A 14,408-nucleotide genomic window follows, 5' to 3' on the forward strand; every position below is an offset into this window, starting at 1 on the left:
CGAGTGACGAGCGGACCAGATGAATGACGAGCGCTAACAAGCTGTCGACGCACTCTTTACTTGTCGCCAACTGCGGCTCGCGAGACTCGCCGTTAGCCCGCCTGTCACTCGACTTGACCGAATATCTTGTCGCCGATTCGCGTGCAGCCGCTCCGGGTCTGGAAGGGCACCCGTGCACGGCGGTATAGGTGCTCAGGCCTTGTGAACGGTTGCCTGCTCGCGTCCGTTCGCGGTGCGTCCGCGCGAAAATCCTGGGCGTATCTTTAGCTGCTGATAACAGCCATCGAGCCGGCGTCATCCCCCCTCATCGCTGAGTGGCGGCCGGGGTGTCACGTCCATAGAAGATTCGCGGGGCCGGCGCGTCAGATTTCCCGCGCCGTGCCGCGACCGCGATCAAGTGAGAGGATGAGCGCTCCCAATGGTGAACCGAGCCCATACCGCTCACGCGGTTCGCCCTTCGGAACGAGCTTTCTCGCGTCGTGAAGGAGCAACTACCTTGGGTCGACGTTCACCGCGATTTGCCCACGTTCCACTGTGGGGAGCTGTAACGGCTGCCCGAACACGCGAGACGTACAGCTGGCGATCGCTTCGCGGAGATACGGAAAGACTGTCATGACACCGACTTCGTTCGTGAAGAGCTGAAGCGTGCGGACGCTGGGTTGGTGCCCGTTGAGGAGCGCGTATTCCCCAGCAACGCTGGCCGTGGCAGAGCCAACGGAGATGGCGACGTTCGCAACAAGGCGTACGCCGAAACTGTCATCGTCCCGGCGCTGTTCGACGGTGATCGACAACTCCGCATCCTCCGGCCCCTCCGACACCTTTGGGGCAGCATCGGCCCGCTGAGCGGACAGCTCGTAGTACTCGACGCTGCGCAACTCGGAGTTCGCGATGAGGTCCTTCACGGCCGCGACGTCGTCCCCGCTCAACTCATTGTCGGTCATCCGACGAGGGCGAAGTCGGTCCGCTTGCTGTTGACCCATCCCGCACCGGCCAGGTTCTTCTCCACCGGCGCGAACTCGGCATGCAGCGACGCCGGCTGGATTTCGACGTTTGACTCCCACCGCGTAGACGACGCGATCCACACGGACTGACCGATGTCGCGCGTGACACGGTGCTCAACAAGGGCTCCGACAGCGTTCGCATACTGACGCAGCGTTGACTGCTTCGGGTCGGCGTCGTAGCGCTCGAGCTTGTGTATGGCTTGCTGCGAAACGCCGACCAAGTCCGCGACCTGTTGCTGGGTCATGCCGGACTCGCGGCGCAGTCTCACGAGAGCAGCACGAAGTTCGCGGTCTTCACGGGCGAGGACCTTCGCGCGCGCACGCGTCAGGCGGAGGTTCAGCGCCGGCAAGACCCGTTCGAGGATCGAGGGCATGTCCGGAACTATAGCCGCACAACCTGGAAGTTGTTCAAGCCCCAGTTTTCGTCCAGGCTGTGGGGCGCCCGGAGTCGTAACGGTCGGCCGCGGCTTCGATCTGAGCTTGCTGGTCCGCGCTGGTCGTCTTGATATGGCGGTGCACAGCTACCAGCTGTAGCGGTAGTTCTGATGGCTCGCCGTGGTAGAATCTCAGTTTTTTCGACAACGTCGTGTGCCGCAGCTCGTAGATCTCCGGGTCCTCGCGAATCGGCTTGATAGGCGTCCGTTCGTCCCCTGAGTCCTCGAGGCCCCCCTTAGCCGCGGCATCGAAGAGGTCGTCGATCTCGCCCTCGGCAACTGCGCGGGCGAAGGGACGCAACGACCCCAACCAGTCCCGTAGATCACTGACCTCTTCATCGTTATCGTCGACGTAGTCCAACCAGGCGTACGGCGCAGCGGAGGGGTCGCAACAGCGAGACTCGGACCCTCGTCTCCAAGCTGCGCTCATGTTCTGATCGTAACTGCCAGAGACGACACTGCAGAGTCGCTCGAGCCTGACTGCTGCGCCTTTGCGTGCCGCGTAGACGAGACCACCACGTGGTGCGCGGACGAACCGTGCGCTTGGGGCTCCCGGTTGCGGCGGGGCGAAGAACACGGCTATGTGCTCGTGACTTCGCCGGGGTGCGCCGCTTTGTAATGGCAATCAACGACGAGGGGCCGTAGGTTGCCGGGCAACCAGAGCCGCAGATGAGTCTTAGTCGTAGAAGCGACGTGCATAGTCAATGCGTGAGTCCCAATCGATTACGGTGCGGGGCCGTCCACTCGGCACGGGATGCGCGGCTAGGGCCCATCGGACGTGACGTGGGCTGCGATGCAAGTCGATCGCCAGATGAGTGAGCGCATACTCGCCTGCACGGACCCGATCGTGGAGCTGAGTCAGGTCGATGTCGTCGAGTTCCGGCGAGAGCGGCGAACCGGCTGGTCTCCATCGTGGTGGCGCCCAGACAACGGGTTCGTCCTCGAACGCGCGAATGTGCCCAACCTCGGGGAACGTGCCCACCATGCGGTGTTTCGGGAGCCAGGCCGTGAGGTAGTCGTCGATCGCGGTTTGGAGCTCCGCGCTCATCGTGGTGAGGAAGCGGGTGTAGCCGGCCGCGTCTGCGGTACCGGGTTCAAACTGGAGGTGCTGCGGAAGGTCACGGGTGCCGGCGGCGGTGAGTCGTAGCCACGCGTAGCGCTGAGCGTTCAGCACCCTTCTGCCTCGGCCGGGGGCCTCTCCGACGCTGCTACTCAGCAGACGCCAGTCCGCCTCGGGGAGCAGCCCGCTCCACCTCAGGTATCGGCGCGCCACGTAGTTGATGGGCGACGGGTTGAGACGGAGCCATCCTGCTAGCTCTCCGAGTTGCCGGAGCACTGCGGTCGCCTGTTCAGGAGTCCCAAGCATCGACGGCCTGAGCTTGCGGCCGATCCCGACGATTCGCTCGATACCGCCTTCGGCTCCGACGCCGGCGACGCGAAGCGCGTCCGCGAGTCCGCGCTGTAACGCGGAGGGGTCGGTGACGTTGTCGACGCCGAGGGGGTTTGCCCAGGTGGGCCACATCAGAGGTGGGATGAGGACGTCGGTTAGGGGTTGCTCGGTCGCCAGGGCACGGGCGTTCCACGACCATTCGGTGCGCTCGATCCGCGGGTCCGGCTCTGCAAGAGCAACGATGATTTCCGCAAAGCCGGGCGAAACGGCTGTGGCGTGAACGAGCCGTTGCATGTCGGGAAGGTCGCCGTCGAGCGCGCGGAGGACTCTTCCTCGCATGGGCGCGCCGACCCCCGGCCAGAACTCGAGGAGGTGCGATGCGCTGCCGGGGCCCGATAGCTCCTGGGTTGTGCGAACGGGTCGCGAGAACGTGATGCGCCGGATCGTCCTGCTGACCTCGGGCTCGGGGTCAGTTGCGAGGCGGTGCGCGGCGCCGATGAGGGCGCTCATTGCGAGCGCGTCGCGAGGCGGGGTGGTGCCGATCCGTTCGGTGTCCTCGAAGAGCCCCACGAGCGCGTCTCGTGGGATATCCGACAGGCTGCTCACAAGGTCGATATCTCGCGCTCCGAGAAGTGCGATAGCGATGCCGCGAAGCGTGCTCGTATCGATGACACGTCGGCGTCGGTCTGTTTCAACCCAGGCCTTCGATAGCGCGATCTGGGCCCGATACGCAGGGCTCGAGTCGAGAACCGGTGCTTCAGTCCAGCCGGCGGTAAGGGTGTGACCGCAGATGCCTCCGAAGGGGAGCGCAGCGTGGCACTGGTTCGGGTTACGGCTCTCGACCTCCATGACGTTGGCTTCGATGATCGGGCTACTGCACGCGGGGCAGTCATCGCGAAGGGGCGTGTGGTGCTTCAGACAGAGGAAGGCCCACCATGTGCGCCAGTAGGTGTAGTAGACGCCGGGTCGTTCCGCGAGACACTCTGCGCAGTACCTCGTCCCGCCGCCTCGAGTCCAGATATGTGACTGGGAAGGCTTCCCGTCCGGGCGTATCGCGACGAGGCCCGGCGCGAGGTGCGACATCACAGTTGTCTGAAGCAGCTTCGGGTCGCAGTCGAGCCCGGCCGCGATGCCTGTGGTGGCTTTCGGATGGAGCACGTTTGGCAGCCGGTCCCGGAACGTGCGGGGGAGGTCATACAAGCCGCACCAATGGGCAATGACGACCGCCGGCTGACCGTAGAAGTACCCGATCCGGCGGAAGAGGCTCGGCAACCATTCGTGCTCGAACACCGTGATCGTAGTTCCCAGTGGACGGACGTCGTCGGCGCCGATCTTGTAGGGCTGGTTCGGCGCGCGGGTCATACTGCCCATGCCGGCCAGTCGGTGGACCACGAGAGCCGGCCCGACTCCCAGAGCCGAATACGCTCCTGTCGGCCCTGCGCTACGCGGTCTTCCACGCCGCCGTCATCGAGCAGCGCCCGTGTGATGCGCTGAGATGGGGTTCGCATCGCCCCGATGCAGGCGTCGGTGACGAGTGTCGCAAGAGAGTTGGCGTATCCAAGCGTGGACACCCAGAGATATTCTTCGAACTGCTGGCTGAGGACTCGTTCCCCGGGTTCGTGACCCTCGAGCCGCAGTCGGTCGTCCAGCCGGCCCAGGAGCGTTCGCCATTCCTTCACCTGTTGCGGCGTCCGGTGCTCGTACCGTGAGAAGTCGATGAACGCCCAGCGCGCCTCTGATTGCATGCGTGCGGCGTTCTGCGCTGCGGTCTTCTGCCGCCGGAACACGCTGCGCATGTTGTGGCCGCCCATCACGAGCCGGAAACCCTGGTTCTGGAGCGCTTTGAGCGCGTCGTGGAGATATCGCCCGTATTGGCCGTCGTAGTTGACCATCTGCATCTCATCAAGGAAGATCCACCGCACTCCGTGACGCTGCGCGGCCGTGGTGAAGGACGCATGCGGGTCGTCGCCGGTGGGGACGCCGAGACTCGAGCAAAGCGTTCGGAAGAGGGACTTCGGTGTGGGGTTGCCCTGCAGCGAGTGCCAGATGACCGGTCGCCAGGTTGACCGGTACGTCGGGTCGGACTCGACGACACCGTCTTCGAGATCGAGCCGGCGGTTCCACGCGGACTCGGTTATGGCCCGCGTCGCGACGTGTTTCAGGAAGAAGGTCTTTCCGACGCCTGACTCACCGGTGATGAAGGGGGCTGCGAGGAGGTCGGGTGCTCGTCCCGGTTTCGGTTCGGGGAGGGCCGCGATGCGCCGTTCGGCGAGGCGGTATTGGCCGGTCCGCATGTAGGGCCATGACTGGTACCACTGCTGCATTCGGCGTTCCCGTCGGCGTCGAGCGTCAGCATCGAGGTGAAGGAAGTCGGCCCGGGTCATCCGGCCGGGGTCGGTGCCGGAGCGCAGTGCGATCTGCTCGACGAAGTCCTGATCGACCGGTGCAAGCAGTCGCCAGCTCCTCTCCGGATGTGGGTCATCGCCGAACAGGTCAACGATCTCGTCTGGCAGCGTGCTGCTCACGCGTACTCCTCGAAGAGGTCCGAGTCGAAGTCGTCAGCGCCCTCGGTCAGGAACTCCAGAACGGAGTCCGGCAAGTCCGCTTCCGCGTCGGGCAAGGTTTCGATGCCATTACCTGGGGAGGTGGTGCGCTCCGACCGGACGGTGCCGTGATCAGCGGCGAGGAGCCGATCGAACTGAGCGGCGTACATCTCCTCGTTTCGGGTACTGCCTGCTCGTCGGACAGCAAGGAGGGCGTTCTGGTGGCGCCATGTGGTGACGAGTTCGATGAGCCGCTTCTGCGCTTCTCGAGGTGAGAACGAGCCCGGTTGGATGTGTGCGCGAGCGCGGTCCACGGTGAAGTCGCTGAACGGCTCGGTGTCGTCGTCGAGTCCGACCCAGGGAACTTCCCACGCGTTGCCATCGGGGTCGAAGCAGTACATCCGACGCAGGTCCGATGGGTCGTAGAACATGCGAGCGACGCCGCCTGGTGCCGCTCCGGGAACGGCGAGGAGGGTCTCAAGGATCGGGGCGTGGTAGACGAACTTCTTCCTCGTCACGCCGAACGGACTGATGGCGAGCACGTCACTGTCGAGGAAACGGATCCACTCGTTCCGCCAGGCAGGGATCTCGACGCATCCGTACTCTTCCGCGAGTTCGATCCATCGCGCGTTGGGGCTGATTCGGCGTCCGGTGAGAGCGAGGAGGCCACCGTGTACGGACGTGTTGTGCAGGTCCGTCCATTCGCCGTCGCGGTCGAAGAGCTCTTCCCAGGTCAGGCATGCTTCCCGCTCGGCTGCACTCCCGCGGGTGTCGACTGACCCGGACACGTAGCCCGGCTGTTTCGACTCAAACTTGGTCTTGTCGGTGCCGAAATGCCGCTCGAGCGCAGCCTTCATTCGAGGGTCCGTGACACGAGCTGGTTCCACGTCGATGCCAAGTCGGTGCAGCGCAGCGAGGACCAGCCGGTTGAGGAACTCTGTCCCGTTATCGGTGAGCAGTCTTCGCGGGGGGATCGGGAACCGGGTGATCGAACGAGGGATTCCGGCGAGAGCTCTCGGGTGGGGTTTCCCGTCAACGAGCACGGGTCCTTGGTCGTGGACCATGCTGCGGAAGGCGTCCGCGAGGGCAAGATTCGCAGCGAGCCCACCGACGTTGTTACTGATCGCGCGTCCGGTGATGAGCCGGGAGGCGACATCCATGGTCTTCGTCATCGTCGGGCGGAACGTAGAAGCCTTCGGGTCTGGCGCGTAGGGATCCCAGACGGTGACATTAGATGTCGTGCTGTCAATGAACCACAACTCGCCAGCGCGCTTCGGCAGGCGTCGCTGCAGAGCGGGTTTGGGGCTCTTGGACTTCGTCTGCAGCTCAGCAGTCTTACGGCGTTTCAGCCGAAGGTGCGGTTTCCGTCCGAATACCTCGCTCTGGATGCGGTCGTAGACGCTCTGACTTGGGGCGGTTTCGCCGTGCTCCATCTGCAGCCAGGCGGCGAACAGGACGTACTTGCTCTCCGATGGGAGGTACGAGCCGAACTCACCCTCGGTGAGGAACTCCTCTACCCAGTGCTCCATCCGCGGATGAACGCGGTGCCCGCGATCGGCGAACACGCGACTGTCCAGCAGATTGTCCTCACCGAGCGTCGCGTCGCTCAAGGTGCGTGAGATGTAACGCTGCGCACTTTTCAGATCGACGCCGCGCTGTCGAGCGATCTCTCCAGCGATCGCGCGCTTGCGTCGCTTCTCGTCGAACTTCGCCGGATCCCAGCTCGTTTCGATAGGGGTGTCGGCAGCATCGCCTGGGCGCCGGCCGGTCTCGATCCATGCCAGCAGATCCTTCTTGTCTTGGAAGTTTCGCTTCGCGACCTCGGACAAGTTGTCGTGGATCGCGTCAAGGCGATCGCTGACCATCGGCGGGGCCGCGTCGTCGCGCGACATGAGTGCGGCGACCTCTGCTTCGCGCATCATCGGCGGCGTCGTCCCGGCAGCGTCTCTGAGTTGCACCCATCCGCCGCTGCGCCGTTGAATGACGAGCGGTTGTCCCTCGACGACGACGGTCTCGCCGACCTCCACTGATCGGCGCCACTCAGACTTCGACATCAGCACGCCACACGATGGACATCGAGTCAAACGGGCAAAACATGTCAGTCAAGAGCGTGCGCCGCCACAACATCCGTCGGATCAGCATGAGCGCCCACTCGAGGCGGTACCCGGACGCCTCGAGACGCTCCGCGAGCACCCGCGCAGGTATGGGTTCATCGCAGAGCTCCAGTGCTGCGACGCTCCACGGACCGTACGACTCGTCCGCCACCCTCGCTTCGGTGAGAAGCTCGAGGTTCCGCCGGTACCGGCGCGACATCCCTGTCCACAGTAGGTAGCCCATACCCATTGCGTGGACAGCGGCCTCGACGTGCGGCCGCTTCGTCACCCAGTCCTCGCGGGCTGCGTCTTCGGGAGTCTTGACATCGAGGACGAGAGGGATCCTGCCGGGGCTGAGCGTCACAGCATCAGGGGTGTGGCTCCTGGCTGGTGAATTGACCGGCCAGGTGAGGGTGAACGGTTGGCCAGCGACACGGTGCACCGCAGGGTGGAAGTCGGCGACTGTCATCATGGCGCGCTCGTGGTGCGACTCGCAGCCGACATGGTGGCCGTTCGTGTGCAGCCAGGTTCCGACCGGCTTGTTCTCTTGGCCGAGACGGCGCGCAAAGTCGCGCATGGGCAGCGCAGTCCACAGCGCGCCCTGATCGAAATCGTCGAAGCGGTCGGTGATGACCAGCCGACCGTCGAACGTGTACGAGATCGTGACAACGTCCTGGACACCGACGTCTGGGTCGATCTGGAGGCGACGCCGACCCCTCGAGGGGCTTGTCATCCGCGTCTGCCGCGGATGCCATCGCTCGAAGGACGGCTGGAACACGGGCTTCGAGGCAGGGTCTCCCGCTCCAAACCAGTCTGTGAAGACCACCGTTGGGTCCACACCCTCGAACGGATCGGCGGCGTTAGCTAGATCCTTGCTCGCGGTGCGTCGGACAAGCTCCTCGCCATGATCGCCGGCCCAGTCCGGAGGCGACGAGACCGGTACAACCCGCGGGGGAAATCGGCGCCTCACCAAGGTCCGGCCCGCCCCGAAGGGCTGTCCTACACCAGAAGTAGATCTGGCGAGGCGCGCCTCTGGCTCGCTTCGTAGGTCGATGACGGCCGGTTCTTCACTGAGCGGAGGTGTCTGCACCACAGGCAGAACCTACGAGCTATGCTGTACTTTTACAAGCTACTTTTACTACTTGGTGGAGTTGCTATGACCTTGTGCCTCGCGAGCAGCTCGCACCCAGTTCGAGACCGCTGGCTGGCTCACGCCGACCGCCTCAGCGATCTTCGTCGTCGTCAGCCCAATGGCGTGCGCCTCGATGGCCAGCTCAACCCGTCGCGCTGCACTCTCGCGAAAAAGCGCCTCGGCTTGTCGGAGCTCGTCGAGGAGCTGCTCAGCGCGAGCCTCGTCGGTAACGGTCTTCCGAGGCTTGCCGGCCCGTCGTGGCGGCGTAGGCATGATCATCGCTGTGTTCCGATCTGTGAGACGAGCGTCGGAACGGCACTTGCGCAGCCTGTAGGCACGTGGAAAGATCCGACGCGAATCTCGCTCGGACCTCGGTTCCACGGTGTCAACTTGAGAGGCATGGTGTGCGACCGGCAAGTCGCGCACAGCACGGTCAACGAAGACCGTTGCTCACCATGCTCGCAAGTCATCGTACTCAGCACCCTTCGGTCACCGACGGTCCGGACCGTCGAGTGCACCCAATGTTGTCACTTCTCCACGTCTACGAGGAGAAACCGACAAGTACCCGTTAGCGAATCACCCATGCCGAGCCGGAGGGCTCGAGTGCAACCGGGCGTTAAGCCAGACCGAAGGACGGCGTCGTTGAACCCAACGACGACCCGAGCCGATGCTGAGAACGCCCGTGGCGAGCACTGAACCGGGTTGCGACGAGGCAGACCGCCTGGCGCGCCTGAATGAGATCCGCGACGTGGCGGTACGGCTCGAGGACCAGGAACCCTCCATCGGAGCCCTTGCACCGCCAGATGCACTTCAGAGGGCCGTCGAGCGTATGGACCCGGGTCGTGCGGGCCGAGCAGACGGCGCGGCCACCCTGGACGGACGGGTAGGGCCGTTCTACGACACCGCTGTCCTACTCGAAACGCTTCAAGAGAGCAGTGTCACGCTTGATGCGCTGGTACGAACCGGCGACGTGCTCGAGGTGATCTCCTCGGACGGCTGCCCGCTCTTTCCCGCCTTCCAGTTCGGGCAGGACGCGCAGCCCCTGCCCCGGCTGCGTGATGTGCTCGCTGAGCTCGATCCGGGACAGGTCGACCCATGGGGTGACGCGGTATGGCTGAATGCACCGGCGGAAGAGCTCGAGGGCGTGAGCCCCGCGACGGCGCTGCGGGCTGGCCGAACGGAAGACGTGGTGCGTCTCGCTCGTGCTGCCGGTTCGTTCCGGTTTGGATGATGCGGCTGACGGGCGGGGCCAGCTGGACCGGAACGCACTTCATCGAGGCGCGGCCGAGGGAGGCTCCCCACGAGAGAAGGCGCCCAAGATGACGGACCAACCTGCCGACAACTCGTCAGGTTATGAGGGACACAGCGTTTGTGACAGTGATGACGTTCGTCAGCACATGCCAGCGCGCGTTTCGGATCCGATCCTCAAAGCTCTACTGCGGGCGATCCAGTCAGGCGAACTGCGGCCCTCCGAAGCGATGGACTACGCATCCGAATACATCGACCACAACCGTCCTCAAACCGCTGACCAGCCGTCGGTAACTCGAGCCGCCGCCCTGGCGGACGCTGCCCTTGGCGCCGAGGGGATCACGGTCATCGACCCCTACGCGCGGCAGCTCGCCCGGTGGGTTGCCGAGGGACGGATGAGCGGTGATGAAGCAGTGGTGTTCATCACGGTCCTGACCGACGTCGATGCCTGCCTTGTCGATCTCGATGCACCTTCCGATCCCGGCTACCAGGTGGAGACAGCGCCTTGGGGTGTTGACCTGCAGGGAGCAGTCGACCGCGGCGACACCGCGCAACTCGACGCGACAGCTCGGGCTTCCAGTGCGATGCGGTGCGACAGGGCGTTCTGACGGGCGGTCGGTGCTTCGGGTCTCGATAACAACCTGGAGCTTCGGGATCAGGCTCTCGTGGAACTCATCCGCGATGTGCTGCGTGGCAAGCGATCCGAAGACAATGCGCTCTCCGCGGGCCTTCGCCACATCCACGACGCGCACCGCACCGGTGGCTGACCAAAACGCCGGCGCCCCGGATTCAGTTGCAGGTTGGGGGGGGCGGGCTGCCGGAACATGCAGGGCTCGAACGCCTCATCGAGCCGCGCGCTGAGCGCGCGGACGTGAAGACAGCACCACGTCCTAGAACAGTGCGTTTGGCGGGTTTCGACCGAATCGACGGACAGCCCTCGACGTTGTCTCGATACCCGATCGGCTGTTAAGACGGAACTCAGCTAGCGCCGAACTGTGGGCGGCTTCGTTCGGTGTCGTCGTTATTGGTGCGTTGGATGTCGGGTTGCGCCCCGCGGATCTCGGTGGGTGGTTGTCCCGAGGAGCAGCGCACTGCCGCCGATCGCCGCCACCGCTGCGCAGAGCAGCGCGGTGGTCGCGCCGCCCGTTGCGTGGAGGAGGGCGGCGCCGACCGCTGGTGCGATCGCGGTCGCGATGGTCACCGGGGCGGCGAAGACCCCGGTGAGGTGTCCTGTGTTCGCTGTGCCCCACCGGTCGAAGACGACTGAGGCCTGGATCAACGTGAGGGAGCCGCGGGCCGCGCCGGCGAGGACGGCTAAGCCGATGGCCGCGGGGAGAGGGCCGGCCCCTGCGGCGAAGCCGGCCAGCGCGATCACCGCGACCGCCGCAACCGCGGTGACGGCCGGGACGGTCGTGGTGCCGCGTCCGAACGCGAAGAACGCGCGGCCGGCGACCTGTCCGACGCCGACGAGGCCGAAGGCGGTCGCAGCGGCCGCGGCGGCAAGTCCTGCGCTGGTCAGGAGGGGCACGAGATTGATGGTCAGGGCGTACAGCGCGAGCGCGAGGCCGGTGACGCCGACCTGCAGGAGCAGGAACGGTCTCGATCGTGCGATCCGGCGGACTCTGAACGGATCAGCGCGCGCGCCTGCCTCAGGTACGCCGTAGATGTGCGGCCACCGACGTGGGAGGAGGGTGGCGTGGATCGGGGCCACGGTGACGAGCAGGATGCCGGCGAGGATTAGGAAGCTTCCACGCCATCCGAGGCCGTGCGTGAGGGCGACGGCGATGGGCGCGAAGATCGTCGATGCCAGCCCGGCAGCGAGAGTCACAACGGTCAGAGCAGTGCCACGGCGGGTGCCGAACGTGGTGTTGATGACCGTGAACGCCGCCTGATACAGCGTCGCGGACTGGCCGAGACCGACGACACACCATGCTGCGATGAACAGTGGGAACGAGGGTGCGACGGCGACCGCCACGAGGCCGACTACGCCGACGACTGTCCCGACCGTCATCGCCAGGCGCGGTCCGGCCCGATCGAGGAGCCGCCCGACTGGGATACCGGCGGCGGCGGAGAGGATCAACCCGGCCGAGAACGCCGTGGTGATGAGGACCACGGACCATCCGGTGTCCCGCGCGATCGCGGTACTTGTGGCGGGGAGGGCGTAGTACATGGTTCCCCAGGAGATCACCTGCGACACGGACAAGCCGATCAGCAGGAGCGGGTGCCGGGGCTGGTCAGCCACGGTGTGCGCGGTGTGATCCAACTCCGACCCGTGCCGTCATCACTGCTGCAGGAGCTCGCGCTGGATGCGGTCCGCGACGGCGTCGCGCAGAGGGCGGACGTCCTCCGGTGACCAGGAGGACGGGTCAGGGAAGGACCATTCCAGGACCGTGCCGCGCGGCTTGGCTGGTAGCTCCAGGCCGGGTTTCATCAGCACGACGATGTCGGCTGCCTCGAGGAGTTCCGCGGTGACGTTCCGGGGTGTCCGGTCGGCGATGTCGAGGGCGAGTTCCCGAACAGTCGCGGCGATCGAGGGGTTCACGTCCTCGGCCGGCGTGATGCCGGCGGAGGTGGCGGTGAACCGGTCGGGTGCGGCGAGTTCGAGGAGCGCTGCGCCAAGTTGGGAGCGGCCGGCGTTGTGCTTGCAGATGAACAGGACGGTCGGCTTGGTCGTCATGAGAGTTCCCGTCAGTTGGCGCAGCACGAGCTGCTGTCAGCGGCTGGGGTGGGCTCGGGGGCTGCGCAGCACGACGCCGTTTCCGGAGCTGTCACGTCCACGGTCGGCGCAGCGGCCGTCGGGCTCCCGGCGCTGCTCTGGGTGGTGCAGCAGGAGGATCCACCGAGATCCGTGGAGCAGACACCGGTCTCGGGGAGGACGAGCTCGACCAGGCGCGCTGCGGTGTGGTCGCCGGCGAGCTCGGCGGCGATGGACCGGACCTGCTCGTACCCGGTGAGGAGCAGGAACGTGGGTGCTCGGCCGTAGGACTTCATGCCGGCGATGAAGAAGTTCGGCTCCGGGTGCGCAAGCTCCGCGACACCGTGCGGGGCAACGGAGCCGCAGGAGTGCAGGTTCGGGTCGATCAGCGGTGCGAGGGCTCGGGGTGCTTCGACGATGTCGTCGAGGCCGAGGCGGATCTCGCGGAGCATGCCGAGGTCGGGCCGGAACCCGGTCGCGTTCACGATCACATCGACCGTCACCGCGAACGGCGCCTCAGCGCGGCGTCCGGTGACAGTGACCTGGTCGCCGTCAGGTCGGACATCGTCGATCTCGAACGAGGCGATCTGCTGCACCCAACCGGACTCGACGAGCACGTGCACAGTGGACCCGAGCTGCCCCCGGGCCGCGAGCCCGTCAGCGGCGTCGGCGCCGAGCCGAGCGGTGCCGGCGTTTCGGACAGCCCACAGCACGTCGGTACCTGGGGCCGTCTTGGCGAGGCTGGCGAGCTTGATGAGGGTGTTCGCCGCGGAGTGGCCCGCACCGACGACGAGGACCCGCTTCCCCGCGAACCTGGCACGGTCGGCCCCGAGGACGTCAGGCAGCGCGTGGACCACCCGGTCACCGAGGTCCGCGGCAGGTGCGAGCCCAGCAGCAATGAGCGGGTTCGGGGACGTGTAGGTGCCGGAGGTGTCGACGACCGCACGCGCAGTCACGTCCGTGACGCCATCGGCGGTGTGGAGGCGGAGCAGGAACGGGGTGTCTGCGCGGCCGGCGGAGCGGGTGCGGTCCATACCCTGCCGGGACACCGCCTCCACGCGTGTGCCGTACTGGATCACCGGTGCGAGCTGCGGGGTCGCTGCAAGGGGGGCCAGGTAGGTGTCGATGAGGTCGTGGCCTGTGGGCAGGGATGATGCCCGGGGTGCTTCCCAGCCGGTGGCTTCCAGGAGCCGCTGGGCGGCGGGGTCGATGACGTACTGCCACGGGGAGAACAGGCGCGAGTGTCCCCAGGCGCGGACGCTGGTCCCCACGGTGGGGCCGGCTTCGTAGACGATGACGTCGAGGCCCTGCTCGAGGAGGTGTGCGGCGGCGGCGAGGCCGACGGGGCCGGCGCCGATGATCGCGACGGGGAGTCCGGTGAGGCGGTCCGCGTCGGTGCGGGGTGGAACGGTGAGGGTGAGCGTCATGGTCTGCGGCTTCCTGGTCGTTACACGGTTGCTTCTGCGGGCAGCAGCTCGTTGAGGAGCGCCCGGACGCGGCGCTTGATGTCGTCGCGGATGGGGCGGACGTCCTCGATGCCGCGGCCGGCGGGGTCGGTGAGGTCCCAGTCCTCGTACCGCTTGCCCGGGAAGATCGGGCACGCGTCGCCGCAGCCCATCGTGATGACGGCGTCGGAGTCGCGGACGGCGTCGGTGGTGAGGATCTTCGGCTGGTTGCCGGCGATGTCGATGCCGTCCTCGGCCATCGCCTGGATCGCGATCGGGTTGATCTGGTCCTTCGGCTCGGAGCCGGCAGAGAGGACCTCGACGCGGTCGCCGCCGAGGGCCTGGGCGTAGCCGGCGGCCATCTGGGAGCGTCCGGCGTTGTGGACGCAGACGAACAGGATCGTGGGCTTGTCGCTCATGGGTGTGT

Annotated in this window: 14 protein-coding genes; 2 read left to right on the forward strand and 12 right to left on the reverse strand. The window is 66.0% G+C overall.

The features are described from left to right. Positions 1-491: 491 nt before the first annotated feature. The 8 genes from ACY3FI_RS16180 to ACY3FI_RS16215 form a co-directional block, all read right to left on the reverse strand. Positions 492-941 (reverse strand): hypothetical protein, encoded by a 450-nt coding sequence (locus tag ACY3FI_RS16180; protein WP_214545988.1) that lies wholly within the window; start codon positions 939-941, stop codon positions 492-494. After that, positions 938-1,375, reverse strand: a complete 438-nt coding sequence (locus ACY3FI_RS16185) for a helix-turn-helix domain-containing protein (RefSeq protein WP_214545989.1) — start codon at positions 1,373-1,375, stop codon at positions 938-940. The genes ACY3FI_RS16180 and ACY3FI_RS16185 overlap by 4 nt, the downstream gene beginning before the upstream one ends. Before the next feature lie 34 nt (positions 1,376-1,409). Then, positions 1,410-1,865 (reverse strand): hypothetical protein, encoded by a 456-nt coding sequence (locus ACY3FI_RS16190; protein ID WP_214545990.1) that lies wholly within the window; start codon positions 1,863-1,865, stop codon positions 1,410-1,412. 246 nt (positions 1,866-2,111) lie between these two features. Continuing rightward, positions 2,112-4,196 carry a TniQ family protein gene (locus ACY3FI_RS16195; protein ID WP_462548634.1) on the reverse strand — a complete coding sequence of 695 codons (2,085 nt, stop codon included), beginning with the start codon at positions 4,194-4,196 and terminating at the stop codon, positions 2,112-2,114. Further along, the gene (locus ACY3FI_RS16200) at positions 4,184-5,350 is read right to left on the reverse strand and encodes an AAA family ATPase (protein WP_462548635.1); all 1,167 of its coding nucleotides are present in this window, start codon (positions 5,348-5,350) and stop codon (positions 4,184-4,186) included. Before ACY3FI_RS16200 ends, ACY3FI_RS16195 begins: the two co-directional genes overlap by 13 nt. Next, positions 5,347-7,422 (reverse strand): TnsB C-terminal domain-containing protein, encoded by a 2,076-nt coding sequence (locus ACY3FI_RS16205; protein ID WP_214545993.1) that lies wholly within the window; start codon positions 7,420-7,422, stop codon positions 5,347-5,349. The genes ACY3FI_RS16200 and ACY3FI_RS16205 overlap by 4 nt, the downstream gene beginning before the upstream one ends. Continuing rightward, positions 7,409-8,287 carry a hypothetical protein gene (locus ACY3FI_RS16210; protein WP_462548637.1) on the reverse strand — a complete coding sequence of 293 codons (879 nt, stop codon included), beginning with the start codon at positions 8,285-8,287 and terminating at the stop codon, positions 7,409-7,411. Before ACY3FI_RS16210 ends, ACY3FI_RS16205 begins: the two co-directional genes overlap by 14 nt. Before the next feature lie 312 nt (positions 8,288-8,599). Continuing rightward, positions 8,600-8,872, reverse strand: a complete 273-nt coding sequence (locus ACY3FI_RS16215; RefSeq protein WP_214545995.1) for a helix-turn-helix domain-containing protein — start codon at positions 8,870-8,872, stop codon at positions 8,600-8,602. Positions 8,873-9,275: 403 nt separating this feature from the next. Here ACY3FI_RS16215 and ACY3FI_RS16220 point away from each other — a divergent pair, with 403 nt between their 5' ends. Then, positions 9,276-9,824: a hypothetical protein gene (locus ACY3FI_RS16220; protein ID WP_214545996.1), complete on the forward strand. Its 549-nt coding sequence runs from the start codon at positions 9,276-9,278 to the stop codon at positions 9,822-9,824. 88 nt (positions 9,825-9,912) lie between these two features. Beyond that, on the forward strand, positions 9,913-10,449 hold the full coding sequence (locus ACY3FI_RS16225) for a hypothetical protein (RefSeq protein WP_462548638.1): 537 nt from the start codon (positions 9,913-9,915) through the stop codon (positions 10,447-10,449). A gap of 413 nt (positions 10,450-10,862) precedes the next feature. Here ACY3FI_RS16225 and ACY3FI_RS16230 read toward each other — a convergent pair whose 3' ends face one another. From ACY3FI_RS16230 to ACY3FI_RS16245, 4 genes are read right to left on the reverse strand one after another with little or no spacing between them, the layout of a single operon-like run. After that, positions 10,863-12,083 carry an MFS transporter gene (locus ACY3FI_RS16230; protein WP_462548639.1) on the reverse strand — a complete coding sequence of 407 codons (1,221 nt, stop codon included), beginning with the start codon at positions 12,081-12,083 and terminating at the stop codon, positions 10,863-10,865. A 39-nt stretch (positions 12,084-12,122) separates the two neighbouring features. Beyond that, positions 12,123-12,518 (reverse strand): arsenate-mycothiol transferase ArsC, encoded by a 396-nt coding sequence (locus ACY3FI_RS16235; RefSeq protein ID WP_462548640.1) that lies wholly within the window; start codon positions 12,516-12,518, stop codon positions 12,123-12,125. Positions 12,519-12,529: 11 nt separating this feature from the next. Next, positions 12,530-13,963 (reverse strand): FAD-dependent oxidoreductase, encoded by a 1,434-nt coding sequence (locus tag ACY3FI_RS16240; protein WP_462548641.1) that lies wholly within the window; start codon positions 13,961-13,963, stop codon positions 12,530-12,532. A gap of 20 nt (positions 13,964-13,983) precedes the next feature. Beyond that, positions 13,984-14,400 (reverse strand): arsenate reductase ArsC, encoded by a 417-nt coding sequence (locus ACY3FI_RS16245; protein ID WP_462548642.1) that lies wholly within the window; start codon positions 14,398-14,400, stop codon positions 13,984-13,986. Positions 14,401-14,408 lie beyond the last annotated feature (8 nt).

This window comes from Curtobacterium sp. RM9 (assembly GCF_054956955.1).